The sequence below is a fragment of the Streptomyces sp. NBC_00259 genome (assembly GCF_036181745.1).
Taxonomy (GTDB): Bacteria; Actinomycetota; Actinomycetes; order Streptomycetales; family Streptomycetaceae; genus Streptomyces; species Streptomyces pratisoli.
In genome coordinates, this window is the sequence record NZ_CP108080.1 from 1,734,155 (window position 1) to 1,758,293 (window position 24,139).

The 24,139-nt window shown below is 71.8% G+C and carries 20 protein-coding genes and 1 pseudogene; 9 read left to right on the forward strand and 12 right to left on the reverse strand.

Going from position 1 to position 24,139, the window contains the following annotated elements:
• Positions 1-36: 36 nt before the first annotated feature.
• Positions 37-1,116, reverse strand: a complete 1,080-nt coding sequence (locus OG766_RS07805) for an alkene reductase (RefSeq protein WP_328724876.1) — start codon at positions 1,114-1,116, stop codon at positions 37-39.
• A gap of 167 nt (positions 1,117-1,283) precedes the next feature.
• Between OG766_RS07805 and OG766_RS07810 the strand changes: the two are divergent.
• A pseudogene (locus OG766_RS07810) lies at positions 1,284-1,778 on the forward strand (MarR family winged helix-turn-helix transcriptional regulator); the annotation flags it as partial.
• A gap of 158 nt (positions 1,779-1,936) precedes the next feature.
• Here OG766_RS07810 and OG766_RS07815 read toward each other — a convergent pair.
• The 5 genes from OG766_RS07815 to OG766_RS07835 form a co-directional block, all read right to left on the reverse strand.
• Complete coding sequence (locus OG766_RS07815) at positions 1,937-2,983, reverse strand: aminotransferase class V-fold PLP-dependent enzyme (RefSeq protein ID WP_266375108.1); 1,047 nt, start codon at positions 2,981-2,983, stop codon at positions 1,937-1,939.
• Positions 2,984-3,085: 102 nt separating this feature from the next.
• Positions 3,086-3,808 (reverse strand): DsbA family oxidoreductase, encoded by a 723-nt coding sequence (locus tag OG766_RS07820; RefSeq protein WP_266375107.1) that lies wholly within the window; start codon positions 3,806-3,808, stop codon positions 3,086-3,088.
• Positions 3,809-3,903: 95 nt separating this feature from the next.
• Positions 3,904-4,395: a GNAT family N-acetyltransferase gene (locus OG766_RS07825; RefSeq protein WP_266375106.1), complete on the reverse strand. Its 492-nt coding sequence runs from the start codon at positions 4,393-4,395 to the stop codon at positions 3,904-3,906.
• A 136-nt stretch (positions 4,396-4,531) separates the two neighbouring features.
• Complete coding sequence (locus OG766_RS07830) at positions 4,532-5,146, reverse strand: DUF1349 domain-containing protein (RefSeq protein ID WP_266375105.1); 615 nt, start codon at positions 5,144-5,146, stop codon at positions 4,532-4,534.
• A 4-nt stretch (positions 5,147-5,150) separates the two neighbouring features.
• Positions 5,151-6,683, reverse strand: coding sequence for an aldehyde dehydrogenase (NADP(+)) (locus tag OG766_RS07835; protein WP_328724879.1), 1,533 nt, complete (start codon positions 6,681-6,683; stop codon positions 5,151-5,153).
• 117 nt (positions 6,684-6,800) lie between these two features.
• Between OG766_RS07835 and OG766_RS07840 the strand changes: the two genes are divergently transcribed.
• The 4 genes from OG766_RS07840 (at position 6,801) to OG766_RS07855 (ending at position 10,107) form a co-directional block, all read left to right on the forward strand.
• Positions 6,801-7,571 carry an IclR family transcriptional regulator gene (locus OG766_RS07840; RefSeq protein ID WP_328724880.1) on the forward strand — a complete coding sequence of 257 codons (771 nt, stop codon included), beginning with the start codon at positions 6,801-6,803 and terminating at the stop codon, positions 7,569-7,571.
• Positions 7,571-8,041: a GNAT family N-acetyltransferase gene (locus OG766_RS07845; protein WP_328724881.1), complete on the forward strand. Its 471-nt coding sequence runs from the start codon at positions 7,571-7,573 to the stop codon at positions 8,039-8,041. The genes OG766_RS07840 and OG766_RS07845 overlap by 1 nt, the downstream gene beginning before the upstream one ends.
• A 116-nt stretch (positions 8,042-8,157) precedes the next feature.
• Complete coding sequence (locus tag OG766_RS07850; protein WP_328724882.1) at positions 8,158-9,606, forward strand: peptidoglycan D,D-transpeptidase FtsI family protein; 1,449 nt, start codon at positions 8,158-8,160, stop codon at positions 9,604-9,606.
• A gap of 69 nt (positions 9,607-9,675) precedes the next feature.
• Positions 9,676-10,107, forward strand: a complete 432-nt coding sequence (locus tag OG766_RS07855; RefSeq protein ID WP_266375100.1) for a hypothetical protein — start codon at positions 9,676-9,678, stop codon at positions 10,105-10,107.
• On the opposite strand, the gene OG766_RS07860 is transcribed toward OG766_RS07855, so the two are convergent.
• Together OG766_RS07860 and OG766_RS07865 are read right to left on the reverse strand one after the other, a co-directional pair.
• Positions 10,100-11,521, reverse strand: coding sequence for an NCS2 family permease (locus OG766_RS07860; protein WP_266375099.1), 1,422 nt, complete (start codon positions 11,519-11,521; stop codon positions 10,100-10,102). The genes OG766_RS07855 and OG766_RS07860 overlap by 8 nt on opposite strands.
• A gap of 119 nt (positions 11,522-11,640) precedes the next feature.
• Positions 11,641-12,999: a S28 family serine protease gene (locus OG766_RS07865; RefSeq protein WP_328724883.1), complete on the reverse strand. Its 1,359-nt coding sequence runs from the start codon at positions 12,997-12,999 to the stop codon at positions 11,641-11,643.
• Positions 13,000-13,169: 170 nt separating this feature from the next.
• On the opposite strand from OG766_RS07865, the gene OG766_RS07870 reads away from it, so the two are divergent.
• Positions 13,170-14,366 (forward strand): MFS transporter, encoded by a 1,197-nt coding sequence (locus tag OG766_RS07870; RefSeq protein WP_443045460.1) that lies wholly within the window; start codon positions 13,170-13,172, stop codon positions 14,364-14,366.
• On the opposite strand, the gene OG766_RS07875 is transcribed toward OG766_RS07870, so the two are convergent.
• Together OG766_RS07875 and OG766_RS07880 are read right to left on the reverse strand one after the other, a co-directional pair.
• A complete protein-coding gene (locus OG766_RS07875; RefSeq protein WP_266375097.1) occupies positions 14,338-15,501 on the reverse strand; it encodes a hypothetical protein in 1,164 nt (387 codons plus the stop codon). The two genes, OG766_RS07870 and OG766_RS07875, sit on opposite strands and share 29 nt — an antisense overlap.
• Positions 15,498-16,448, reverse strand: a complete 951-nt coding sequence (locus OG766_RS07880) for a 5-dehydro-4-deoxyglucarate dehydratase (RefSeq protein WP_328724884.1) — start codon at positions 16,446-16,448, stop codon at positions 15,498-15,500. Before OG766_RS07880 ends, OG766_RS07875 begins: the two co-directional genes overlap by 4 nt.
• Positions 16,449-16,692: 244 nt before the next feature.
• Between OG766_RS07880 and OG766_RS07885 the strand changes: the two genes are divergently transcribed.
• Together OG766_RS07885 and OG766_RS07890 are read left to right on the forward strand one after the other, a co-directional pair.
• Entirely contained in the window at positions 16,693-17,517 is an 825-nt protein-coding gene (locus OG766_RS07885; protein ID WP_266375094.1) for an NAD-dependent epimerase/dehydratase family protein, read from the forward strand.
• Between the two features lie 100 nt (positions 17,518-17,617).
• On the forward strand, positions 17,618-18,805 hold the full coding sequence (locus OG766_RS07890) for a TerD family protein (protein WP_266378145.1): 1,188 nt from the start codon (positions 17,618-17,620) through the stop codon (positions 18,803-18,805).
• 97 nt (positions 18,806-18,902) lie between these two features.
• On the opposite strand, the gene OG766_RS07895 is transcribed toward OG766_RS07890, so the two are convergent.
• Together OG766_RS07895 and OG766_RS07900 are read right to left on the reverse strand one after the other, a co-directional pair.
• Positions 18,903-20,345, reverse strand: coding sequence for an alkaline phosphatase PhoX (locus OG766_RS07895; protein WP_328724886.1), 1,443 nt, complete (start codon positions 20,343-20,345; stop codon positions 18,903-18,905).
• A 185-nt stretch (positions 20,346-20,530) separates the two neighbouring features.
• Positions 20,531-22,012, reverse strand: a complete 1,482-nt coding sequence (locus OG766_RS07900) for a hypothetical protein (RefSeq protein ID WP_266375092.1) — start codon at positions 22,010-22,012, stop codon at positions 20,531-20,533.
• 269 nt (positions 22,013-22,281) lie between these two features.
• Between OG766_RS07900 and OG766_RS07905 the strand changes: the two genes are divergently transcribed.
• Positions 22,282-24,126 carry an endonuclease/exonuclease/phosphatase family protein gene (locus tag OG766_RS07905; protein WP_328724888.1) on the forward strand — a complete coding sequence of 615 codons (1,845 nt, stop codon included), beginning with the start codon at positions 22,282-22,284 and terminating at the stop codon, positions 24,124-24,126.
• The last annotated feature ends 13 nt before the right edge of the window (positions 24,127-24,139 follow it).

A 24,139-nucleotide genomic window follows, 5' to 3' on the forward strand; every position in this document is an offset into this window, starting at 1 on the left:
CAGCCGCTGAACGCAGCCGGTCGGCCGGTCAGCCGGTCAGCCGGTCAGCGCCGGGTAGTCGATGTAGCCCTTGTCGTCGCCGCCGAAGAACGTCGACATGTCCGGAGTGTTGTAAGGGCCGCCCGCCTTCAGCCGAGCCGGCAGGTCCGGGTTGGCGAGGAAGAGCGCGCCGTACGACACGAGGTCGGCGATGCCGTCCTCGATCAGGGCGAGTTCACCGTGGCCGGTCGGCCCGTCGGTCGCCGCGTTGAGGACGACGGTGCCGGCGTACTCCTTGCGCAGGGCGAGGGTGAGCTCGCGCACCCCGGGCCCGCCCTCCAGGATGTGCAGATACGCGAGGCCCAGCGCGTCCAGCTCACGGACCAGCGCGGGGTAGACCCGCTCGGCCTCGTCGAGGGGCTCGGCGATGTCGTTGTACGCGTTGGTGGGAGAGATCCGGATCGCGGTGCGCTCGGCGCCGATCGCGGCCACGACCGCCTTGGTGACCTCGACGGCGAAGCGGATGCGGGCCTCGGCGGAGCCGCCCCACTCATCGCCGCGGAGGTTGGTGTTGGGCGCGAGGAACTGGTGGATGAGGTAGCCGTTGGCACCGTGCAGCTCGACGCCGTCGAAGCCGGCCTCCACGGCGTTGCGCGCGGCGGCGGCGAAATCGCCGATCGTGGCGCGCACCTCGTCGGAGGTCAGCTCGCGCGGGGTGACGAAGTCCTTGGGGCCTTCGTGGGTGAAGAGCTGCCCGTCGGCGGCCACGGCCGAGGCGCCGACCGGGGCGAGCTCGCCCGGCAGCAGCGAGGGGTGCCCGATCCGGCCCGCGTGCATGAGCTGGGCGAAGATCCGCCCGCCCTTGGCGTGCACGGCGTCGGTCACCCGGCGCCAGGCGGCGGTCTGCTCCTCGGAGTGGAGACCGGGAGTGTCGGGGTAGCCCTGGCCCACGGCGGAGGGCTGGATGCCTTCCGTGATGATCAGTCCGGCCGAGGCGCGCTGCGCGTAGTACTCGACGGTGGAGTCGGTCGGGCTGAGCCCGGGTCCGAAGGCGCGGCTGCGGGTCATCGGCGCCATGGCGATGCGGTTGGACAGCCGCGTGCCGGACAGGTCGATCGGGTCGAAGGCGAGGGTCATGTCAGCTCCCGGGAAACAGGCGGGCAGGGATAATTGGTCGGCCAAGTAATGACCACGCCTGCCACTGTAACGCATTCATTGGCCGACCAAGGTAATCTGTGGAGATGGATGTGTGGGACGGTCGGACCGACCCCCGGCATCCGCCGGAAGCACCCCGAGGAGGCCCGATGAGACCGGAGGCCGACCCCGTCTGTCCCGACGCCGGCCGCGACGAGCGCTTGCCCGTGGCCGCCCGCAACGGCCCGGTCAGCCATGCCGTCTCGCGGATCGCCCGACTCCACCGCATGGCCGCCGGCAGGCTGCTGAAGCAGACCGGCCTGTACCCGGGCCAGGAGATCGTGATGATGCACGTCTGGAGCGCCGGGCCGGTACGTCAGTCGGAGCTCATCAGGATCTGCGAGCTCGACCCGTCCACCGTCACGAAGATGCTCCAGCGCCTGGAGCAGTCCGGGCACGTCCGGCGCTGCCCGGACCCGGCGGACCGGCGAGCCGTTCTCGTCGAGGCGACGGAGGCCAGCTGCGCGCTGTACACCGAGGTGAGCCGGGCCTGGAGCACGCTGGAGGAGCACACCCTCGCCGGGCTGGAACCTGCCGAGCGCACCGAACTGGCCCGGCTGCTGGCCAAGGTCGAGGGAAACCTCTGCACGGACATGGCGGCGTGCGCCGGGCAGGTCCCGGGAGGAGCGGACGGACCGGCGCAGACGCTGACGCCGACGCCGACGGACGGAGCGGCGCAGACGCCCACGCCGGCGGACGGGCCGGGGCAGACGCCCACGCCTACGGACGGACCGGCGACGGCGGACCGGCCGGGGCAGCCCGCTCAGTCCGAGAGCGCGTCGAGCGCCCTGTCCACGTCCGCCACCGTGTTGTAGAGGTGGAACGAGGCCCGCAGATTGCCCGCGCGGGCCGAGACGAGGATCCCGGCACGGGTGAGTTCCGGCTGCCGCCCGCCGAGACCGGGTACGGCGACGATGCCGGAGTCACCGGTCACGGGCGCATGGCCGAGTTCCGTCAGCCCGGCGCGGAAGCGGGCGGCGAGGGCGGTGTTGTGGGCGTGGACCGTCCCGACCCCGATCTCCTCCAGCAGCGCGAGGGACTGCTCGGCCCCGTGGTACGCGAGGAACGCCGGCGGCTCGTCGTAGCGCCGGGCGGTACGGGCGAACTCCTCGACCGGGCCGTAGCTGCTCCCCTCCAGGTCCTCGGCCGCGAACCAGCCCGCGTGGGCCGGGACGAGTGACTCCTGCGCGTCCTCGGTGACGGTGAGGAACGACGCGCCGCGCGGGCAGAGCAGGTACTTGAAGGCGGCGGTGACGGTGTAGTCGTACGCCCCCGCGTCCAGCGGCAGCCACCCCGCGGCCTGGCTGGCGTCGAGGAGGACACGCGCGCCGTGGGCGGCCGCGGCGGCCCGTACCGCCGGCAGGTCCGCGATCCGGCCGTCCGCGGACTGCACGGCGGACAGGGCGACCAGCGCGGTGCCGGGCCGCACGGCGGCGGCGATCCCGTCGAGCGGCACGTAGCGCACCTTCAGATCGCCGCGGACCGCGAAGGGCGTGACCACGGAGCTGAACTCCCCCTCGGGAGCGACGACTTCGGCACCGGAGGGCAGCGAGGCCGCGATGAGCGCGACATGCACCGCGACCGAACCGCCGACCGCGACGCGCTCCGCGGACACGCCGGTGAGGCGGGCGAAGGACGCGCGGACGGCCTCCACGGACGCGAAGCTGCCCGCGCCTTCGGGGCGGCCGTCGGCGAGCTCCTCGGCGAGCCGCTTGACGGCCTCGACCGTACGGCGCGGCAGCAGACCGCAAGCGGACGTGTTCAGATACGTCGACGTCGGCGCGAACTCGGCGCCACCCAGGGTGTCCATGTCCCCTCCCCTACCCGCACGGACCGTGCGACCACGCCTGCGCCGGGGCCCGTACGGACCGTGCGACCGAGCCTGCGCCCGGATCCCGCAGGGACCGTGCGATCACGCCTGCGGCGGGACCGCGCACGAGCCGTCGGTGTCGCAGGCGCCCGTGGCGGCCGCGTCCGCCGTGCTGACCGGGACGAGCGCGCGGCCCTGCCAGGCCTGCTCCAGGGCCTGGGTGAAGACCTCGGCCGGCTGTCCGCCGGAGACCCCGTATCGGCGGTCGAGAACGAAGAACGGCACGGCGCTCGCCCCGAGCTCGGCGGCCTCGCGCTCGTCGGCCCGTACGTCGTCGGCGTACGCGTCCTCGTCGGTGAGGACCGCACGGGCCTCGTCGGCGTCGAGACCGGCCTGGACGGCCAGGTCGACCAGGACCTCCGGGTCGAACACGGACCGCTCCTCGGCGAAGTTCGTCCGGTAGGCGAGGTCCAGCAGCTCGTCCTGGCGGCCGCGGGCCTTGGCGAGATGGAGCAGCCGGTGAATGTCGAAGGTGCTGCCGACGTCGCGGCCGTCGGTGCGGTACCCGAGGCCCTCGGCGCGGGCGGTGGTGGCCACGTGCTCCTCCATGGAACGGGCCTGTTCCACCGTGCGGCCGTACTTCTTCGCCAGCGATTCGATCACGGGAGCGGTCTCGCCCTTGGGGCGGTTCGGGTCGAGTTCGAAGGAGCGGTGCACGACCTCGATCTCGTCGCGGTGGGCGAAGGCCGCGAGGCCCTGCTCGAAGCGTGCCTTCCCGACGTAGCACCAAGGGCAGGCGATGTCGCTCCAGATCTCGACGCGCATGGGACTGACTTCTCTCTCTTCGGCCGTGCTCGGTTGTGTGCGGGCGCCCGTCCACGGTTCACCCGGCGTGCGCGACAACCTGTGACCGTGCGCTTTCATTCCCCGCTCAGCCGCAGCGTCAGCACCAGATGGGCTCCGGCCCGCGGCCCGTCCGGGTCCGGCGCCCAGCCCCTGGCCGCGTAGAACGCCCGGGCGCGTTCGTTGTGCTCGTACACCTCCAGGCGTGCCGTGCTCATGCCCGCGCGGCGCCAGTCCGCGAGGCACGCGGAGTGCAGGGCGCTGCCGATGCCGTGGCGCCGGCGGGCGGGAGCGACGTGGAGCTGGGTGAGGGTCACGGTGCCCCCGCCGTCCGCGCGGTACGCGGCCACGCCCGCGAGCTCTCCGTCCGGCAGCACGGCGCAGAGCACATCGCCGCGCTCCACGGCGCGTGCCCAGCCTTCGCCGGTCCTGGCGTGCTCGGCGGCGCTGTCGAAGAGGTGGTCCGGTATCCGGCCGCGGTAGTAGGTGGCACGGGCCTCGGCGTGCAGCGGCGTGATGGCGTCGAGGTCGGCGGGTACGGCCGGGCGTATCCCGGCGGGAAGGATCATGCCGGTCAGGACGCGGCCGACCGGAGCGGCGGTTGCCGGGCCACGCCACCCCGGCCCGTCGAAGAGCGGCCGCCCCGACCCGCCGTGGGCGGTTGCCGGGGCCGGGACCCGCCGACCCGGCCGACGACCGGCCGGGTCAGGACCCGTCGCGCAGGCCCTCCGGCCAGGTCGGGCGGAACTCGACGCGGTCGAAGGTGACGACGCAGCCCTCGCCGACCGGCGACTGGGCCATGAAGCCGACGAGTGCGGCGTCCGCCTGTTCCCGGGTGCCGAGGGTGAAGATCCGGACGAAGGTCCAGCGCTCCCCGTCGGGCGAGGCGTGGAAGGCGAAGGCGCCGCCGGTGCGGCTGATCCGCAGCCAGGCGCTGTCGCCCTCCAGGACGAAGGAGTTGGCGTCGTCGGAGTGGCCCCGGGTGACGACGGTGCAGATCGTCGGCCGGTCCGGGGACAGCTCCAGACAGAGTTTGGCCCATTCCCGCTCGGCGACGTGGAGGTAGAGCACGCCCGCGTCGAAGGCGGCACCGAACCCCACCTTGACCCGCGCGATCAGCTGGAAGTCGCCCTCCGGCGCACCGAGCAGGCGGGGTGCGTCGGAAGCCGGGTCCAGTGCCTCACCGGTGGGCGGCACGAAACGGTCCTGCCGCGCGCCCGCCCAGCCGGTGAGCATCCCGTTCTCGTACGACCAGTCGGCGTCGGGGCCGTACGGACGCAGCGGGAAGGGCAGTTCGGGCAGGTCGATCTCGTCGGTCACGCGGTCAGCCTTCCAGACCCTCCGGGCGCCCGTCGACCCGGCGCGGAAGCCCGAGCGGGTTGTCGTCGCGCAGCTCGGCCGGGAGCAGCGCGGTCGGCGTCGACTGGTAGGTGACCGGGCGCAGCCAGCGCTCGATCGCGGTGCCGCCGACCGAGGTGGAGGTGGAGGTGGTGGCCGGGTAGGGGCCGCCGTGGTGCTGGGCGGGGGCGACGGCGACTCCGGTCGGCCAGCCGTCGACGAGGACCCGGCCGGCGAGCGGGGTCAGCGAGGCGAGCAGCTCCGCCGCGGGGCCGGCCGCCTCGTCCTCGGAGATGTGCAGCGTGGCGGTGAGATTGCCGGGCAGCCGGGCGAGGACGGCCCCGATCTCGTCGGTGGCGGCGTAGCGGGCGACGACGGTCACCGGGCCGAAGCACTCCTCCAGCAGCAGATCGTGCGCCCCTTCGGCGGCCAGCCGCCGCGCCGGTACGGTCAGGAAGCCCGCGCTGACGGTGTGCTCCCCTCCCGCACCGGGAGTGACGGGTGCCTCGACGCCGTCGAGCGCGGCCCGCTCGGTGACGCCGGCGACGAACGCCTCCCGCATCCGGTGGTCGAGCATGACGCCGGGCTCGGTCTCGCTGACCGCCGCCGTCAGCGACTTCAGCAGCCGGTCGCCCGCGTCGCCCTCGGGGGCGAGGACGAATCCGGGCTTGGTGCAGAACTGCCCCTCCCCCAGGGTCATCGAGCCGGCCAGGCCGTTGCCGATGGCCTCCGCGCGTTCGGCGGCCGCGGCCTCGGTGATCACCACCGGGTTGAGGGAGCCGAGTTCACCGTGGAAGGGGATGGGCACGGGACGGGCGGCGGCCGCGTCGAAGAGGGCGCGCCCGCCGCGTACCGAACCGGTGAAACCGGCGGCCGCGACCAGCGGGTGGCGTACGAGTTCCACTCCCGCGTCGAAGCCGTGGACCAGCGCGACGACGTCCTCGGGCAGCCCGACCTGCTGGGCGGCCCTGCGCAGCACCGCCGCGCACAGCTCGGAGGTGGCCGGATGGTCCGGGTGGGCCTTGACGACGACGGGGCAGCCCGCGGCGAGGGCGCTCGCGGTGTCCCCGCCCGGCACGGAGAAGGCGAGCGGGAAGTTGCTCGCGGAGTAGACGGCGACGACGCCGAGCGGGATCTTCCAGCGGCGCAGATCGGGCCACGGCGGGGTGCGTCCGGCGTCGGCGTGGTCGATGCGGATGTCGAGGAAGGCACCTTCGTCGACGACGTCGGCGAAGGCCCGCAACTGGGCGGTGGTCCTGGCGAGTTCTCCGGTCAGCCGCACCGGACCGAGGGCGGTCTCGGCGTCGGCGGCCTCGATGACGTGCTCGCCGGCCTCGTCGAGGAGGTCCGCGGCGGTGCGCAGGAGGGCCGCGCGGACCGTACGGTCGGCGAGGGCGGGCCGTGCGGCGTCCGCGGCCCGTACCGCCCGGTCGACCTCCTCCGCTGTGGCCTCGACCGCAACCTGCTCACGCGGCTTCCCGGTTCGGGGGTCCACACTCCAGACTGGTGCTGCTCCCACCGCGGCTTCCTTCCCGGAGTTGTTCGGTATTCTGAACAGAGTTCCCGATGATGAATGTGTGATGACGTGGGGACTCTATTTCCGGGCGTTCTGCGCGGTCAAGAAGGGTGGAGGGCCATGGCAACTGCCGAGCAGGGTGGGGCTCAGGTCAAGTCCGCGGTGCGGACGGTGGAGTTGCTCGAGTACTTCGCGGGCCGGCCCGGTATGCATTCGCTCGCCGCCGTCCAGGAGGCCGTCGGCTACCCCAAGTCCAGCCTGTACATGCTGCTGCGCACCCTGGTCGAGCTGGGCTGGGTGGAGACCGACGCGACGGGCACGCGGTACGGGATCGGCGTACGGGCGCTGCTCGTCGGCACGTCGTACATCGACGGTGACGAGGTCGTCGCGGCGGCCCGGCCCACACTGGACCGGCTCTCGGACGACACCACCGAGACGATCCACCTGGCCCGTCTCGACGGGACGAACGTCGTGTACCTCGCCACCCGGCAGTCGCAGCACTATCTGCGCCCCTTCACCCGCGTCGGTCGCCGGCTGCCCGCGCACTCCACCTCGCTCGGCAAGGCACTGCTGGCCACCCACAGCGACGAGCAGGTCCGCAAGATGCTGCCGGAGACGCTGCCCGCGCTCACCGAGCACACCATCACCGACCGGGAGCGGCTCATCGACGAGCTGCGGCAGATCCGCGAGCAGGGCTACGCCGTGGACCGCGAGGAGAACACGCTGGGGCTGCGCTGCTTCGGCGTCGCCATCCCGTACCGCACCCCGGCACGGGACGCGATCAGCTGCTCGGTGCCGGTGGCCCGGCTGACGCCGGGACACGAGCAGATGATCAAGGACGCGCTGTTCGACGCGCGGGACCGGCTCACCCTCGCCACCCGGAGGCTCTGATGCGGATCGTCCTGCGCGAGGTCCGTCAGCCGGACCTCGATTACTTCTTCGCGCTGATGCAGGACCCCGAAAGCGGCCGCATGGCCGCGTTCACCGCCGAGGACCCGGGCGACCGGGCCCGCTTCGACGCCCACTGGGAGCGGATCCTCGGCACGGACGCCGTCAATCGCACCGTGCTCGTCGACGGCGCCCCGGCCGGCCACGCCGCCGTCTACGGACCGCCCGGGGAGCGCGAGGTGACGTACTGGATCGACCGCGCCCACTGGGGACGCGGCGTGGCCACGGCCGCGCTGCGCGAACTGCTCGTCCTCGTGGCGGAACGTCCGCTGTACGCGCGCGCCGCCACCGACAACGCGGGCTCGCTGCGCGTCCTGGCCAAGTGCGGCTTCACCGTCACGGGCCGTGACCGTGGGTTCGTCCATGCGCGGGGCGAGGAGACCGAGGAGTTCGTGCTCCGGCTCGACGGCTGAGCGAGCACCTGCGGCACCACGGCACCGCGGCACCACGGCACCGCGCCGGATGAGGATTACCTGAGAAACCCGGCAGAACGGAACGGAAGCCTCCGGGCCTCTCGTCCTTTTCAGGGATGAACAAGACGATCAGGCGCGCCGCGGTCTTCAGCCTGCTCCTGGTGCTCGCCCTGCTGGTGCGGGCCACCTGGGTGCAGGGATACGAGGCCGAGGCCCTCGCGGACGACAAGCACAACCGGCGGAACACCATCGCGCAGTACGCGCAGCCGCTCGGTGACATCGTCGTGGCCGGCTCCCCGGTCACGGGCTCGAAGAGAACGGAGGGCAGCGATCTCGCGTACAAGCGCACGTACACGAACGGCGAGCTGTACGCGCCGGTCACCGGCTACAGCTCACAGGCGTACGGCGCCACGCAGCTGGAGGGCATCTACAGCGACGTCCTCGACGGCACCGACAACCGGCTGAAGAACCCGCTGGACGTGCTCACCGGAAAGCAGGCCCAGTCCGGTGACGTGCTCACCACCATCGACCCGGCCGTGCAGAAGGCCGGTTTCGAGGCGCTCGGCGACAACAAGGGCGCGGCGGTCGCCATCGATCCCGGCACCGGCCGGATCCTCGGCGTGGTGAGCACCCCGTCGTACGATCCGTCGAAGATCAGCGGGACCACCGACGGCGACGCCTGGAAGCGGCTCTCCGGCGACAAGGACCAGCCCATGGTCAACCGGGCCCTCCGGCAGCCGCTGCCGCCCGGCTCGACGTTCAAGCTGGTGGTCGCGGCGGCCGCGCTGGAGGACGGGCTCTACTCGTCGGTGGACGAGCGGACCGACAGCCCCCAGCCCTACACGCTCCCGAACACCCGGACCGTGCTGGAGAACGAGAACAAGTCCGCGCCCTGCCGGAACGCCACGATCCGCACCGCGCTGCAGTACTCCTGCAACAACGTCTTCGGGAAGCTGGCGGCGGATCTGGGCAAGGAGAAGGTCCGGGCCATGGCGGAGAAGTTCGGCTTCAACGACGCCGAACAGGACGTTCCCGTGCGCGCCTCGAAGAGTGTGTATCCGGAGAACATGGACTCGGCGCAGACGGCGTTGACGGGCATCGGCCAGTTCGAGGTCACGGCCACCCCGCTGCAGATGGCGATGGTGTCCGCGGCCCTGGCCAATGATGGCCTCATGGCGTCCCCGCATATGGTCTCCAAGGTCGTCGACGCGGACGGCACCACGCTGCAGAGCTACGAGGACTCCGACACCGAGCGGATCGTGTCCTCGTCCACGGCGGAGCAGCTGCGCAGCGCCATGGTCACGGTGGTCGAGGACGGCACGGGCACCAACGCGCGCATCAGCGGCGCCGAGGTGGGCGGCAAGACGGGCACGGCCCAGCACGGCGAGAACAACAGCAAGACGCCGTACGCCTGGTTCACCTCGTACGCCAAGGACGAGGCGACGGGCAAGGAGGTGGCGGTCGCGGTGATCATCGAGGACTCCGGGGCGGCACGCTCCGAGGTCAGCGGCAACGGGTTGGCGGCGCCGATCGCGCAGAAGATGATGAAGGCGGCGCTCGGATAGACCCCCGGTCGCGGACCGGAGCGGGGCGCACGGTATGCAGGGTCGTTCAAGCCTCAACTCACCGTGTGCATGGAGGACTTCGTGCAGCTGCTGCCCCGCTCCCCGTCCGGCTGGACCATGGCCGTCTTCGGCGCGCTCGCCGCCGTCATGGGTGTGGTGGGGCTGATCGCCCCGGGCGCTCTGCTCACGGCCATGGGCTTCGAGCCCATACCGGACTCGGCGCGCGCGGAGGGCGACCACACACCGGTCTTTCTGACCGCCTCGTCCATGGCGGCGCTCAACATGGGCGTGTACTACGTCCTGGCGGCGCTTTCCGACTGGAGACCCTTCTTCCGCTGGACGGTCCCGTTCCGCCTGCTGACCTGCACGGTCTTCACCGTGGCGGTGATCAGCGGGCGGGCACCCTCCGGCTTCCTGGGTGTGGGCCTGTGGGAGGGCCTGGGCGCGCTGGCGACGGGCCTGGCCCTCCGTTACGAGGCGGGACGCCGAGCTACTACTTGACGCCGATCAGCTGCTCGATCGGGTCGATCGCGAAGTACACGGCGAACAGCCCCGCCGTGGCCCACAGCAGCCAGTGCACCTCGCGCGCCTTGCCGAGGACCGTCTGCAGGACCACGTACGCGAGGAATCCGGCGCCGATGCCGTTGGTGATGGAGTACGTGAACGGCATCACGGCGATCGTCAGGAACGCGGGGATGGCGATCTCGTACCGCTGCCAGTCGATGTGGCGGACCTGGGTCATCAGCAGGAACCCCACCACGACCAGCGCGGGGGCGGCGGCCTGGGCGGGGACGACCGTGGCCAGCGGCGTGAGGAAGAGGGCGAGTCCGAAGAGGGCGCCCGTGACCACGCTGGCGAGGCCGGTGCGGGCGCCCTCGCCGACGCCGGCGGCCGATTCGATGTAGGAGGTGGCGGAGGAGGCGGAGGCCGCGCCGCCCGCCGCGGCCGCCGCGCCGTCGATGAGCAGGACGCGGCCCAGGTTCGGGACGTCGCCCTTCTCGTCCAGCAGCCCGGCCTCGTTGGAGACGCCGACGACCGTGCCCATGGTGTCGAAGAAGTCGCTCAGGACGAGGGTGAAGACGAGCAGGACGATGGTGATGGCACTGACCTGCCCGAAGGCTCCGAAGAGGCTGAAGGAGCCGACGAGTCCGAAGTCCGGGGCGGCCACGATGTCCCCGGGAACGGTGGGAACGGTCAGGCCCCAGGCGAGCGGGGCGATGTCGGCCACCTCGTTGATGACGATGGCGAGGACCGTCATGGCGACGATGGAGAGGAGGATCGCGCCGCGCACCTTGCGGGTCACCAGCGAGATGGTGAGCAGGACACCCAGGCAGAAGACGAGCACCGGCCAGCCGGACAGCTGCCCCTGGGCGCCGAGCTGCACCGGAACGGACCCGGTGTCGCCGGGGATGCGGGTCACGAAGCCCGCGTCGACGAAGCCGATGAAGGCGATGAAGAGTCCGATGCCGACGCTGATCGCCTGCTTCAGCTGCTGCGGGATGGCGTGCATGACGGCCTCGCGCAGCCCGGTGACGACCAGTACGCAGATGACGACGCCCTCGATGACCACCAGACCCATCGCGTCGGGCCAGCTCATCAGCGGCGCGATCTGGTAGGCGACGACGGCGTTGAGGCCGAGCCCGGCCGCGATGGCGAGCGGCAGATTGCCGCCCAGGCCCATGATCGCGGTCATCACGGCCGCCACGAGGGCGGTGACGGTGACCAGTTGGGGCCCGGAGAGATGGGCGCCGAACTTGTCCTCGGCGCCGCCGAGGATGATCGGGTTGAGGACGAGAATATAGGCCATCGTGAAGAACGTGGCGAAACCGCCTCGTACCTCGCGACCGAAGGTCGATCCCCGTTCACTTATTCGGAAGTAACGGTCGACAGCGTTCTGTTGCTGTGATTCCGGCATGGGCTCTCCTCGGCGGGTGACGGTTCCGCGCGGTGTCGGACGGCTGGATTGTGCCCGCCGAGGAGGCCTTTCAGGTTTTCGCCACGTTACTTGACCAGGCTGTTACCCGACCTCGGGTGTTACTTCACCCCGGCCCACCGCTTGATCGTGGAGATCGCCTGCTCCTGCTGCTCGGCGGGCAGCTTCCCGATCGAGGCGCCGTGGTTCGCCCCCGGGACGACGAAGCGGTACGAGTCGTGGCGGCTCGGGGTGAACTTCTCCGCGCTCCAGGGGTCGTTCTCGCCGTAGATGAACATCATCCGCTCACCGCGCGTCGTGACCCAGCGGTCGACGTCGGCCATGGCCGCGTTGTTGTACGAGCCGCGCATCGCCGCGGGCAGCACCGAGTTCGGCTGGTAGATGTCCGGGTGGTGGCGCACGTCCTTGAGGTGCTTGAACTTCAGGTCGGCCCAGCCGAGCTGGGTCGCGGCCTGCCGGTAGTAGGGCCCCGATCCGTTCGTGCCGAGCGTCTCGTCCTGGTAGACGCTGAAGCCGTGCTGCTTCGACCACTCGTACAGCTCGTCGTCACCGACGGCCTTGGCGTCGGGCACGGTGGCGCAGTTCTCGACGGTGTCGCTCTGCCAGAAGTTCCACACCTGGTCGAGGACGGCGAACTCGTAGGCCCGGTCGGTGGTGCCGAGGGTCTCCTCGAAGGTGTCGCCGTTCTTCACGGCGTCCGCCTCGAACTTGGGCAGCAGGCGCTCACGCCGCACCAGCATCTCGCGCTGTACGGCGTTGAGCGCGTCCCGGCACTCCTCGGTGCCGACCGTGCGGAAGAACCGCTCGTAGGTCGAGTCGTCGCGGTTGTGGGCGTCGTTGGGGGCGACGAAGGCCACGACCGCGTCGAGGTCCTGCGGGTAGAAGCGCTCGTGGTACGTGGCGGTCATGCCGCCCTTGCTGCCACCGGTCCCCAGCCACTTGCCCTTCTCGATGCGACGCAGCGCCTGGGTGATGCGGTGCTCGTCGCTCGCCTCCTGCTGGATCGTCATTCTGGACCAGTCGTCCCCGGCCGGGCCCGCGGGCCGGGAGTCGGCGAAGTAGCGGTGCTCGACGCTGATCTGGTTGGCGTCGATGAGGCGGGTGAGGGAAGCGATGCCGGTGGGGAGGGTGTAGCCGCCGGTGTAGAACACGGTCGGCCGGTCGGTGGACTTGTGCCACAGCGTCAGACGCTGGGTGAAGGTGCCGCGGCGTGGGTCGCGGTGATCGACGGGCTGGGCGTACGTCAGCGTGTAGTACGGGTATCCCTCGCGGTCCACGACCGAGACGACCGTCATGCCCGGGATGCGTTCCAGCCGTTCGCGTACGTCCTCGGCGGCGCTCGCCCCGGCCTTGGCGGAGGCGGCCGGGCCGGCCGCGGACGCGGGCACGGCTCCGGCCAGGATCGCCGTACCGGAGACCAGCCCGGCGCACAGAAGTGCGGTTATCCCCTTGTTGCGCACAGTGTTTCCCCTCGTACATGAGTGACGGGTGGTGCGCGGGATGTTACGGCGTAGGGAGCCATCGCACGGGAAAGTACGGCAACTGCCCCATCCGGCCGACCGGTTGCCGCTGCCACGATGCCCGCGGGATCGACGGGATCCGAAGGACGGGACCTGGGGAGGGAGCGGCGGTGGCTGCGGGAAAGGTCGGGGTGCTGCGGGACCGCAATGCGGCGCTGTGGGTGTCGGGACTGCTCGTGTCGGGGTTCGGCACGACGGCGATGTGGCTGGTCTCCGGTATCTGGGTGAAGTCGCTGACGGGGTCGGACACTCTGGCGGCGCTGACGGTGTTCGCGATGTGGGCGCCCGCGCTCGCCGGGCCGCTGCTGGGCACGCTCGCCGACCGGGTGCGCAGACGGCCGCTGCTGATCGCGGTCAACGCCGCGATGGCGGCGCTGCTGCCGGCGCTGCTGCTGCTCGACTCGGGTGACCGCGTGTGGCTGCTGTTCGGTGTCCTCGTCGTGTACGGGGCCGCCGGGGTGGTCCAGGACGCGGCGGAGACGGCACTGGTGGCGGGCGCCGTCGACCGGCGGCTGCTCGGCGACCTCAACGGGCTGCGGATGACGGTGAACGAGAGCACGAAGCTGATCGCTCCGCTCGCCGCGGCCGGGCTGTTCGCCCGGTTCGGCGGGGCGTCGGTGGCGCTGCTGGACGCGGCGACGTTCGCGCTGGCGGCCGGGATCTTCGCGCTGCTCAGGGTGCGGGAGGAGAAGCCGGCCCGGTCCCGGTACGCCTGGGCGGACACGGCCGAGGTCGCCCGCGCGCTGTGGCGCTCCCCCGTGCTGCGGCCGCTGCTGGCGGCCGGCGGGGCCACGATGCTGCTGGCCGGACTGAACGGGGCGCTGCTGTTCGCGGTCGTGGACCGGGTGCTCGGGCACGCCCCGACGTTCGTCGGGGTGCTGTACGCGGTGCAGGGCGCGGGTTCCCTGGTCGCCGGGCTGCTCGCGGGGCCGCTGCTGCGGAGGCTGCCGGAGCGGGTGTTCGCGGCGGCGGGCACCGGGCTGTTCGCGGTGGCGGTGGGGCTGCGGTCACTGCCGTACGACGCGGTGGCGCTGGTGTGCGCCGGAGCGGTCGGGCTGGGGCTGCCGTGTGTGCTCGTCGCGGCGATGACGGCGGTACAGCGCGAGACACCGGACGCGGTGCTCGGCCGTGCCGCCGCCACCGCCCAGTCCCTCCTGTTCGTACCCAACGCGGTGGCACTGGCCCTGGGCGCGGGGCTGGTCGCGGTGGTGGAGGTACGGGTGCTGCTGGTGGCGGTCGGGGTGCTGGGCCTGGTGACGGCGGCAGCCCTGGCGGGCCTCAGCCGAGGCCGGACAGCGCGGCCCTGACCGCCGCCAGATCCTGGTCGGAAGCCAGACCCGCGTGGTACAGCCGCAGTTCGTTCGCACCGAGCGAGGCCGCGTCGGCCGCGTCGGCGGCGAGGGTGCCGGGACTGCCGCCCATACCGCCGACCACCGTGAGGTTGGCGGCGATCACGGAGCCGGCGGAGGCGTGCCGGGCGAACGGGGACAGCAGCCGCGCACCGCCGGTGCAGGGCACGACCACGCCGTCGGCGAGGCCCAGGATGTGCGCCGGGTCGACGCCGGCGTTGGCACCGCAGTGGTACGCCACCGGGTCGGCGTGCAGCAGCACCTGGAAACCCTCCGGCGCGGCGGCCCGTACCGCCGCGACCACCGCCTCCTGAAGGGTGCGGGCGGTATGCGTGCGGAACTCCAGGGTGAGCGCGGCCGGTTCGGCCCCGAGCAGCTTCTCCACCGGGATGTCGGCGGGCGCGCTCCCCCGCCACACCGGCTCCAGTGCCTCCCGCACCGCCGCGCTCAGCTCTCCGGGCTCCACGCCGCGGGCGGCGTATCCCTCGCCGCAGGCGGGACAGAAGCACAGCGACATCGCGTACTGGGCGGCGTCGCCGAGTCCGACGCCCGCGATCTTGTCGTGGGCGTGCAGATGGGCGAGGCCGTACCAGCCGCAGGACTCGAGTTCGGTGCCGCGTGCGCCGGGCCGGACCGCCGCCTCCGCGGCGAGGTCCAGCAGATACGCGCGGACGGCGGGCTGGGCGATACAGGGCGCCCAGGGGTAGCGGTCCCCGTAGGCGTTGACGACGGACGTGCCGGGATGTTCTGAGCCGAGGCGGGAGTTGTGCGCGAGGACGACCCAGGTGTGCACGTCGAGCCCGGCGGCGGTGAGGGCTTCGGCGGCCTCCCCGTACGCGTCGCCGGGCGCCCATGCCCCGGCCGGGTACGGGTGCGGTGTCCGCCCGGCCCAGCGGCTGTCGTCCGGCGGGTAGAGCACGGCCGCGTGCTCGGCGGTGACGACGCGGTGGCGGGGATGGCGGGGGGTGAGGGCCCTGGTGGAGTGGTAGGCGGCGGCGAGGGTGACCTGGCCGACGCCGAGGCCGGCGATCCGCTCGGCGGCGCCGGGGTCGCCGTTGACGTCCCAGGGGTAGACGAAGGCGCCGGTCCTCATTCGGCGGCTCCGTCCCCGAGGAGGGCGTAGCCGCGCCCGATGATGTCGGCCAGTTCCTTGATGTGGTCGGCGGACGGCTCGCTCAGCGGCGGCCGTACCTCTCCGACGTCCTGTCCGCGCAGCCGTACCGCGGCCTTGACGAGCGAGACGGCGTATCCGTTGCGGGAGGCGCGCAGTTCGACGAGCGGCCGGTAGAAGCCGTCCAGCAGCCGTTCGACGGTCGCGTCGTCGCCGCTCATGAGCGCGCGGTGGAAGGCGAGGGCGATCTCGGGGGCGAAGCAGAAGACGGCGGAGGAGTAGAGGGTGATGCCGATGCCGCGGTAGGCGAGGCCGGTGAGCTCGGCCGTGGGCAGTCCGTTGAAGTAGAGGAAGTCGCGGCCGGGGGCGTCCGTGCGTACGGCGCTGACGATGCGCTGCATCAGATCGAGGTCGCCGTATCCGTCCTTGAGGCCGATGATGCCGTCGACCTTGGCGAGTTCGACGACGGTCTCGGGGGTGAAGACGGCGTTGTCGCGCTGGTAGACGATGACGCCGAGCGCGGTGGCGGCGGCGAGCGCCGCGTAGTGGCGCAGCAGTCCGGCCTGGTCGGCGACGACGAGGTACGGCGGCATGGCGAGGATCCCGTCGGCGCCCGCCTCCTCGGCGAGCCTCGCGTACCGGACGGCGAGGGCCGTGCCGTAGCCGGCGCCCGCGACGACGGGGACGCGGCCGGCGGTCTCCTCGACGGCGACGGCGACACAGTCGCGGAACTCCTCCGGGGTCAGCGCGTGGAACTCGCCGGTGCCGCAGCAGGCGAAGACCGCCGCGGCGCCGGCCTCGACCCCGGCGCCCACATGGGCGCGGAAGACGTCGAGGTCGAGAGCGCCGTCCGGTCCGTAGGCGGTGACGGGGAAGAACAGCGGTCCGGTGCCGCTGGTGAGCCGGGCGGCGAGCGGGGCTGAGGTCACGGGCGCTCCCTTGGCCATGCACCGAGCCATCAGCTCGTGCATCATTCTGATCGGCGTCTATATTTCTGAACAACTCACGCTAGGGCAGCCGCTCGGCCGAGGTCAAGCCGGGAAACCGCGACTCCGGGCTGGAGTTGACACTCTGCACGGCACTTGACGGTGCCGGGACCGCTCCTTAGCGTGTCCACGCATGTGAATGCCGCCTAGAGGCCAAGACCTGAGCCGCGTCGAGGAGAACCGATCCATGCCCGCACCCCGCACCCTCCTGCTCACCGGCGCGGCCGGCGGCCTCGGCACCCTGATGCGGGGACTGCTGCCCGCCTACGGCTACGAACTCCGCCTCTTTGACATGACCCCGATCGAAGGGGAGCCCGGGGCGATCACCGCCGACCTCGCCGACAGGGACGCCCTGCGCGAAGCCGTACGGGGTGTCGACGCGATCGTCCACCTCGCGGGCATCTCCCTGGAGGCCTCGTTCGAGAAGATCCTCCGCGCCAACATCGAAGGCACGTACAACCTCTACGAGGCGGCCAGGGCGGAAGGTGTCCGGCGCGTCGTCTTCGCCTCAAGCAACCACGCCGTCGGTTTCACCCCACGCCCGCGCGAGGACACACCCGTCGGCACGGCCGGGCTGATCCCGGTCGACACGCCCCACCGTCCCGACACCTACTACGGCCTGTCCAAGTGCTTCGGCGAGGACCTCGCCCAGCTCTACTGGGACCAGCACGGCATCGAGACCGTGTCCGTCAGGATCGGCTCCTGCTTCATGGAGCCCACCACCGTGCGGATGCTCTCCGTCTGGCTGAGCCCGGGTGACGGCGCCCGTCTCTTCCACGCGGCGCTCACCGCACAGGACGTCGGCCACACCGTCGTGTACGGCTCCTCCGCGAACACGCGCCTGTGGTGGGACCTGTCCACGGCGCGGGCACTCGGGTTCGAGCCGCAGGACGACTCGGAGCAGTTCGCGGAAAAGCTCGTCGCCGAGCAGGGCGAGCTGGACCCGGCGAACCGGGACCACGCATATCTGGGCGGACAGTTCGTGACGAATCCGCCCCGCTGGCCGCACTGAGGCGGTATGCCGCACGCGGCCGTCGGGTGCCGGTGACCGATTCGGCCGAAGGTAAGGGAACGGCAAAGCCGGGTCGCTCGTTACCTCAGGCATGACAGCTATGACCCCCGGCTCGAACATCCCCCTGACCGCCGCGCGCGTGGCGGTGGACGTCGCCGCACCCGTGCGGCTCGACGTATCGGGCCTGCTGCTCACCGCCGACGGCAAGGTGCGCTCCGACGACGACTTCATCTTCTACAACCAGCCGGCCGGCCCCGGTGTCGCCTACCGGTCCGGTGGCGGCACGGCCCCGGACGCGATCGTCGTCGACACCGGCGCCGTTCCGGCCGGGATCGAGAAGATCGTCGTCACGGCCAGTCCGGACGCCGCGGGGCAGACCTTCCAGGGCATCGAGCCCACGGCCACGATCCGGAACGCGGACGACGGATCGGTCCTGGCGACCTTCACCCCGCCGCAGCTGGGCACCGAGACCGCCCTGGTGATCGTCGAGGTCTATCTGCGGAACGGGGCGTGGAAGGCCAGGGCCGTCGGCCAGGGCTATGCGAACGGGCTGGCGGGCATCGCCACCGACTTCGGTGTCTCGGTCGAGGAGGAGCCGGCCGCGGCGCCCGCCCCCGCCCCGGCCCCCGTGGCCCAGACGCCCGCTCCCCCGGCTCACGCACCCGCTCCCCCGGCTCAGGCACCCGCGGCGGCGCCCGCGCCCGGCGCCGGCAAGATCAACCTGGACAAGGGGCGCGTCAGTCTCCAGAAGAACCAGACCGTGTCCCTGGTCAAGGGCGGCCGTCCGCTGCTCTCCCAGGTCAAGATGGGCCTCGGCTGGGAGCCCGCCTTCCGCGGCAAGGACATCGACCTGGACGCGTCCGTGATCGCCTACGGCCCGCAGCGCAACCATCTCGACAGCTGCTACTTCGGGAAGCTGTCCATCCTCAACGGCTCGATCAAGCACTCGGGTGACAACCTCACCGGAGAGGGCGCGGGCGACGACGAGGTGATCGTCGTGGACCTCGGCCGCCTGCCCGCCGACGCCACGGGCCTGGTCTTCACCGTCAACTCCTTCTCCGGCCAGAAGTTCACCGAGGTCGCCAAGGCCTACTGCCGGCTGATGGACGCGGCGACCGGTGAGGAGCTGGTGCGCTTCGACCTCACCGGCGCCGAGCCGCAGACCGGGGTGATGATGGCGAAGCTGATCCGCCAGTTCTCCGGCGAGTGGGAGATGACGGCGATCGGCGAGTTCGTGAAGTCCCGCACGGTCCGCGGCATGGTCAAGCCCGCGGCGCAGGCGCTCTAGGCGTCCGAGGTGGAGGGGCCGCACAGGCGTCCCGACGTGGCGGGGCGGCACCCGGGACCGGGTGCCGCCCCTCATCCGTGGGACGTGTACCGGGAGGTCAGCAGGCGCGCTTCCACGGGCCGGTGATGGCGACCATGATGCCCGGCGTCTGGATGCTGGCGAACAGCGTCCGTCCGTCGGGCGAGAAGACCACGCCGGCGAACTCGCTGTAGGCCGGCTCCTCCTCGGTGCCGAGGTTCAGCTCGTTGCGGGCGATCGGGTACGTCCGCCCGCTCTCGGTCGCGCCGAAGAGGTGCTGGACGCCCTCGCCGTCCTCGGCGATGATCAGGCCGCCGTACGGGGAGACGGTGATGTTGTCGGGGCCGTCGTACGCGCCGTCCTTCGACGGGTCCGCGTTCACACCGAGCAGCACCTTGAGGGTCAGCGTCCGGCGCCGGGGGTTGTAGAACCAGACCTGGCCGTCGTGCGGCTGCCCCGGGCTCTCGTCGCGGGCGTACGAGGAGACGATGTACGCGCCGCCGTCCGCCCACCACATGCCTTCGAGCTTGCGGGCGCGGGTGATCTCGGCGTCGGCGAACTGCTTGCGCACCGGAACGGTCTTCGCGTCGCGGTCGGGTACGTCGACCCAGTCCACGCCGTACACCGTGCCGAGCCTGGTGGCGCGGGACAGGTCGTCGATGAAGCGGCCGCCCGCGTCGTAGCACTTGGGCGCCTGCAGGATGCCGGCGTCCTCGGGGATGTGACGCAGCCGCCCGCGGCCGTGCTGGAAGCCGTGCGGCGGGACCCAGCGGTAGAGCAGGCCGTTGGGGCCGGAGGCGTCCTCGGTGAGATAGGCGTGGCCGCGCTTGGTGTCGATGACGACGGCCTCGTGCTCGTAGCGGCCGAACGCCTTGACCGGGATGGGGTGGCGGTTGGCGCGGCGGTCGTGGGGGTCGACCTCGAACACGTAGCCGTGGTCCTTGGTCATGCCGTTCTCGCCGGCCTTGTCCGCGTTCTCCTCGCAGGTGAGCCAGGTCCCCCAGGGGGTCCGCCCGCCCGCGCAGTTCTGCGAGGTGCCGGCGATGCCGACCCACTCGGCCGTGCGGCCGTCGCGGTGGGTCTCGACGACCGTGCAGCCGCCGGCCGCGGCGGGGTCGTAGACGAGGGCGTCGGTGAGCGGTACGGGGTACTTCCAGTTCTTGCGCGGGCCCTTGAGCTCGTGGTTGTTGACGAGAAGGGTGACTCCGCGGGGGCCTTCGAAGGCGGCGGTGCCGTCGTGGTTGGAGGGGGTGAACTCGCCCGACTCCAGCTTGGTGACACCACTGTGGGTGACGATGCGGTAGGCGAACCCGGCGGGGAGGGCGAGGATGCCCTTCGGGTCGGGGAGGAGGGGGCCGTAGCCGGGGCCGTGGTGGTGGCCGTGACGGTCGGTCTCCGCCGGGCCGTCCTCGGCGGCGAGCGCGCCGGGCGCGGTGGCGAGGGCACCGACGGCGCCGGTGAGGGCGACGCCCGCGCCGGTGAGCGCGGACTGTCTCGTGAATTCCCTGCGGGTGAGCGGCATCGCAGTCTCCTGAGGGGCTGGTTCTACGGGCACCTGGGGTCTGGCCGGTGTCGGCCCACACGCTCCCGGTCACGTATAAACGGCAGTTGAAGTCAATGCGACATCTCACTCTTTCGTCCGCCGGTGGTCCTGCCCACCGGCGGACGCCGCACCGCCGCGCCGCTCCGTGCGCCGGGCGCGCGGGGTCAGGAACCCGGCCGGGAGCGGGCCTTGAACGCGGCCTTGCGGGCGTCCTTCGCCGTCTTCTTGTCGCGGTGCAGACGCCCCATCGCCTCCAGGACGTCCGCCGCGGCCGGATGATCCACCCGCCACGCCTCCTCGAAGAAGCCGCTGTGCTGTCCGACGAGGCCCTCGACCAGGTCCTGGAGTTCCTCCAGATCCCCCTCGGCGTCCAGTTGCGCGGCGATCGTGTCGACGGCGAGCCAGAAGATCATGGACTCGGGGGGCGCCGGCACGTCCGCCGAGCCGCCTTCGGCGAGCCACACGCGGGCGAGGCCACCGAGTTCACGGTCGTCGAGGACGTCCCGCACGGCCGGTTCCGCCTCCGCGCCGGCCAGTGCGAGGGCCTGCTGGCAGTGGAGGCGGCGCAGGGGCGCGCCGGGGTCGGTCCCACGAGCGGCGGCGAGGAGGTCCCGTGCGGCCGCCGGCGTCTCGCGCAGGGCCAGCCACTGGGCGGTCTCCGCCCGGGCCGACCGGTCGGGGTAGTGCGAGACCCCGTCGAGCAGCGCCTTCGCGTCCTTGTCGGCGAGGTCGCCGACCGCGGGTGCCACCACCCCGCCCTCCAGCATCCTGGCCCTGATCCCGTACAGCCCCAGCGGGGTGAGCCTCACCATTCCGTACCGGGAGACGTCCTCTTCCTCCGCGGCCGACAGCGACGGCGCGGACTCCGTCCCCTCCTCGGCCATCAGCGCCTCGTCCACCGGCCGGTACTCCACCAGGCCGATCGGCTCCAGCAGCCGGAACTGGTCGTCCAGTCGCATCATCGCGTCGGAGACCTGCTCCAGGACGGCGTCGGTGGGCTCCCTTATGTCGTCGGGCACGATCATCGACGCGGCGAGGGCGGGCAGGGGGATCTGTTCCTCGCCCGCACCACTCTCGCTGACGGTGAGCAGGTACAGATTGCCGAGGACGCCGTCGAGGAACTCGGCCTCCGACTCGGGATCCCAGTCGAGGGCCTCGAAGTCGATCTCGCCGCCCTCGCCGATGACATGGGCGAGATCGTCGAGCACCGGCGCGATCGCGTCCGCGAAGACCGCGTCGAAGGCGTCCTGCCAGAGGGCGAGCACGTCCTTGGGGCTGCCGCCGGTGACCAGCCGCAGGTGGTCGCCGGTGGTGACGGTGCCGTGTCCGGTGCCGTGTCCGGTGGCGTCGTCCTCCGGATCGACGACGTCGACGAGCCCCGTGTCCACGGCGATCCGCCACGCCTCGCTCGCGTACGCGGCGCCGTCCTCGTCCGCCGTGAGCCCCAACGCCTCGGCCGCGGCGGGCAGTTGTTCGTCCACGAGTTCCCCGCCCGCGCCGACCCTGGTCTCCGGTCCGGCCCAGCGCGCCAGCCGGACGGCCCTGGCCAGCAGGGGTGTGCCGAGGGCGTCCCGCGCCAGTTCCGCGTCCGGATGCAGTCGCACCGGCGGCAGGGTGGGGCGTCCGGCGGGGCGGTCTCCTGGCATCTGGTGGCTCTCCTCGGCTTTCGGGCGTACCGGTGTGCGGCTCGGTTCGGCTCCGGGGCGCTCCAGCGTGCGCCCCTTCGGTTCACTTGCGCTCGTGGCGGCCCCCAGCGTAGACGCATTTCGCCCGATGCCGTCCGGTTCATGTACCCGTCAACCCCCGTACACCCGGCACCTCTTGACAAGTGGCGTGTTCTGCCAAGAGATTGACGCGCGTAGATCCCATCAGTGGTGAAATCGCCACCCCCCAACCCTCACAACGGAGTTCCCTGATGCCTTCCATACCGAGATCTGCCGCCGTCGCGGCCGTCGTGGCCGCCGCGCTGGCCGCCGGCCTGCTCGCAGGCTCCTCCTCGGCCGCCGCCGACGCCGAGACCGCGGACACCGGCGTTCGCATCCATGACATCCAGGGCACGACCCGTACGTCCCCGCTCGTCGGGCAGCAGGTGAAGGACGTCGAGGGCATCGTCACCGGTGTCCGCACGTACGGCTCCTCGCGCGGTTTCTGGTTCCAGGACCCGCAGGCCGACGCCGACCCGGCCACCAGCGAGGGCCTGTTCGTCTTCACCGGCTCCACGCCGACCGTCGCCACCGGTGACGCCGTGAAGGTCTCCGGCACCGTCGGCGAGTACGTCCCGGGCGGCCTGAGCTCGGGCAACCAGTCGCTCACCCAGATCTCCAAGCCGGCCGTCACCGTGGTCTCCTCGGGCAACGCGCTGCCCGCCCCGGTGACCGTCTCCGCCTGGTCCGTCCCGTCGGCGTACGCGCCCGAGGGCGACCCGGCCGCGGCCAACAGCATCAACGCGCTGCCGCTCGAGCCCCGTGCGTACGCGCTGGACTACTACGAGTCGCTGGAGGGCAGCAACGTACGGATCGGCACCTCGCGCGTCGTCGGCGCGACCGACCCGTACTCCGAGCTGTGGGTCACGGTGAAGCCCTGGGAGAACCCGACCCGGCGCGGCGGTGCCCGCTACGGCTCGTACGCGTCCCAGAACACCGGCAGGCTGCAGATCCAGTCGCTGGTGCCCACCGCCCAGCAGCCGTTCCCCAAGGCGAACGTCGGCGATGTGCTGTCCGGCACGACCGAAGGCCCCCTGGACTTCAACCAGTTCGGCGGCTACACGATCACCGCCCGCACCCTCGGCACGGTCACCGACCGCGGCCTGGAGCGCGAGTCGGCGCGTGAGGAGCGCCGCGGCGAGCTGTCCGTCGCCACGTACAACGTGGAGAACCTGGACCCGTCCGACCCGCAGGAGAAGTTCGACGCGCTGGCGAAGGCCGTCGTGGAGAACCTCGCGACGCCCGACATCCTCGCCCTGGAGGAGATCCAGGACGACACCGGCGCCAAGAACGACGGTGTCGTCTCCGCCGAGCAGACGGTCAAGAAGTTCACGGAGGCGATCGTCGCGGCCGGCGGCCCGGCGTACGAGTGGCGGACCGTCGACCCCGAGAACAACAAGGACGGCGGTGAGCCCGGCGGCAACATCCGCCAGGTGTTCCTCTTCAACCCCGAGCGCGTCTCCTTCACCGACCGCTCGGGCGGGAACGCGACGGCCGCGACCGGAGTCGTACGCGAGCACGGCCGCGCCGCCCTCACCCTCTCCCCCGGCCGGATCGACCCGGCGAACACCGCCTGGGAGGCGAGCCGCAAGCCGCTCGCCGGTGAGTTCGTCTTCCGCGGCCGCACGGTCTTCGTGATCGCCAACCACTTCGGTTCGAAGGGCGGCGACGAGGGCCTGACCTCGCACCACCAGCCGCCGGTGCGCTCCTCCGAGGCCAAGCGCCTCCAGCAGGCGCAGGCCGTGAACGCCTTCGTGAAGCAGATCCTCAAGGCCCAGCGCAGCGCCGATGTCGTCGTCCTCGGCGACATCAACGACTTCGAGTTCTCGCAGACGACGAAGGCGCTCACCGACGGCGGTGCGCTGTACCCGGCGATCAAGTCCCTGCCGCGCGCGGAACGTTACTCGTACGTCTACCAGGGCAACAGCCAGGTGCTCGACCAGATCCTGACGAGCCCGTCGATCGACGAGTTCAGCTACGACAGCGTGCACATCAACGCGGAGTTCGCGGACCAGAACAGCGACCACGACCCGCAGGTGCTGCGCTTCCGCCCGTAGCCCGCAGGCGGTG

Bases quoted from the DNA above. Each gene is read 5' to 3' on its own strand.
- OG766_RS07845 (WP_328724881.1), top strand. From the start codon at position 7,571: ATGCGGATCGTCCTGCGCGAGGTCCGTCAGCCGGACCTCGATTACTTC.
- OG766_RS07860 (WP_266375099.1), bottom strand. From the start codon at position 11,521: ATGCCGGAATCACAGCAACAGAACGCTGTCGACCGTTACTTCCGAATA.
- OG766_RS07885 (WP_266375094.1), top strand. From the start codon at position 16,693: ATGCCCGCACCCCGCACCCTCCTGCTCACCGGCGCGGCCGGCGGCCTC.
- OG766_RS07905 (WP_328724888.1), top strand. From the start codon at position 22,282: ATGCCTTCCATACCGAGATCTGCCGCCGTCGCGGCCGTCGTGGCCGCC.
- OG766_RS07815 (WP_266375108.1), bottom strand. From the start codon at position 2,983: ATGGACACCCTGGGTGGCGCCGAGTTCGCGCCGACGTCGACGTATCTG.
- OG766_RS07900 (WP_266375092.1), bottom strand. From the start codon at position 22,012: ATGCCAGGAGACCGCCCCGCCGGACGCCCCACCCTGCCGCCGGTGCGA.
- OG766_RS07855 (WP_266375100.1), top strand. From the start codon at position 9,676: ATGGAGGACTTCGTGCAGCTGCTGCCCCGCTCCCCGTCCGGCTGGACC.
- OG766_RS07895 (WP_328724886.1), bottom strand. From the start codon at position 20,345: ATGCCGCTCACCCGCAGGGAATTCACGAGACAGTCCGCGCTCACCGGC.
- OG766_RS07890 (WP_266378145.1), top strand. From the start codon at position 17,618: ATGACCCCCGGCTCGAACATCCCCCTGACCGCCGCGCGCGTGGCGGTG.
- OG766_RS07850 (WP_328724882.1), top strand. From the start codon at position 8,158: ATGAACAAGACGATCAGGCGCGCCGCGGTCTTCAGCCTGCTCCTGGTG.
- OG766_RS07840 (WP_328724880.1), top strand. From the start codon at position 6,801: ATGGCAACTGCCGAGCAGGGTGGGGCTCAGGTCAAGTCCGCGGTGCGG.
- OG766_RS07875 (WP_266375097.1), bottom strand. From the start codon at position 15,501: ATGAGGACCGGCGCCTTCGTCTACCCCTGGGACGTCAACGGCGACCCC.
- OG766_RS07805 (WP_328724876.1), bottom strand. From the start codon at position 1,116: ATGACCCTCGCCTTCGACCCGATCGACCTGTCCGGCACGCGGCTGTCC.
- OG766_RS07825 (WP_266375106.1), bottom strand. From the start codon at position 4,395: ATGATCCTTCCCGCCGGGATACGCCCGGCCGTACCCGCCGACCTCGAC.
- OG766_RS07820 (WP_266375107.1), bottom strand. From the start codon at position 3,808: ATGCGCGTCGAGATCTGGAGCGACATCGCCTGCCCTTGGTGCTACGTC.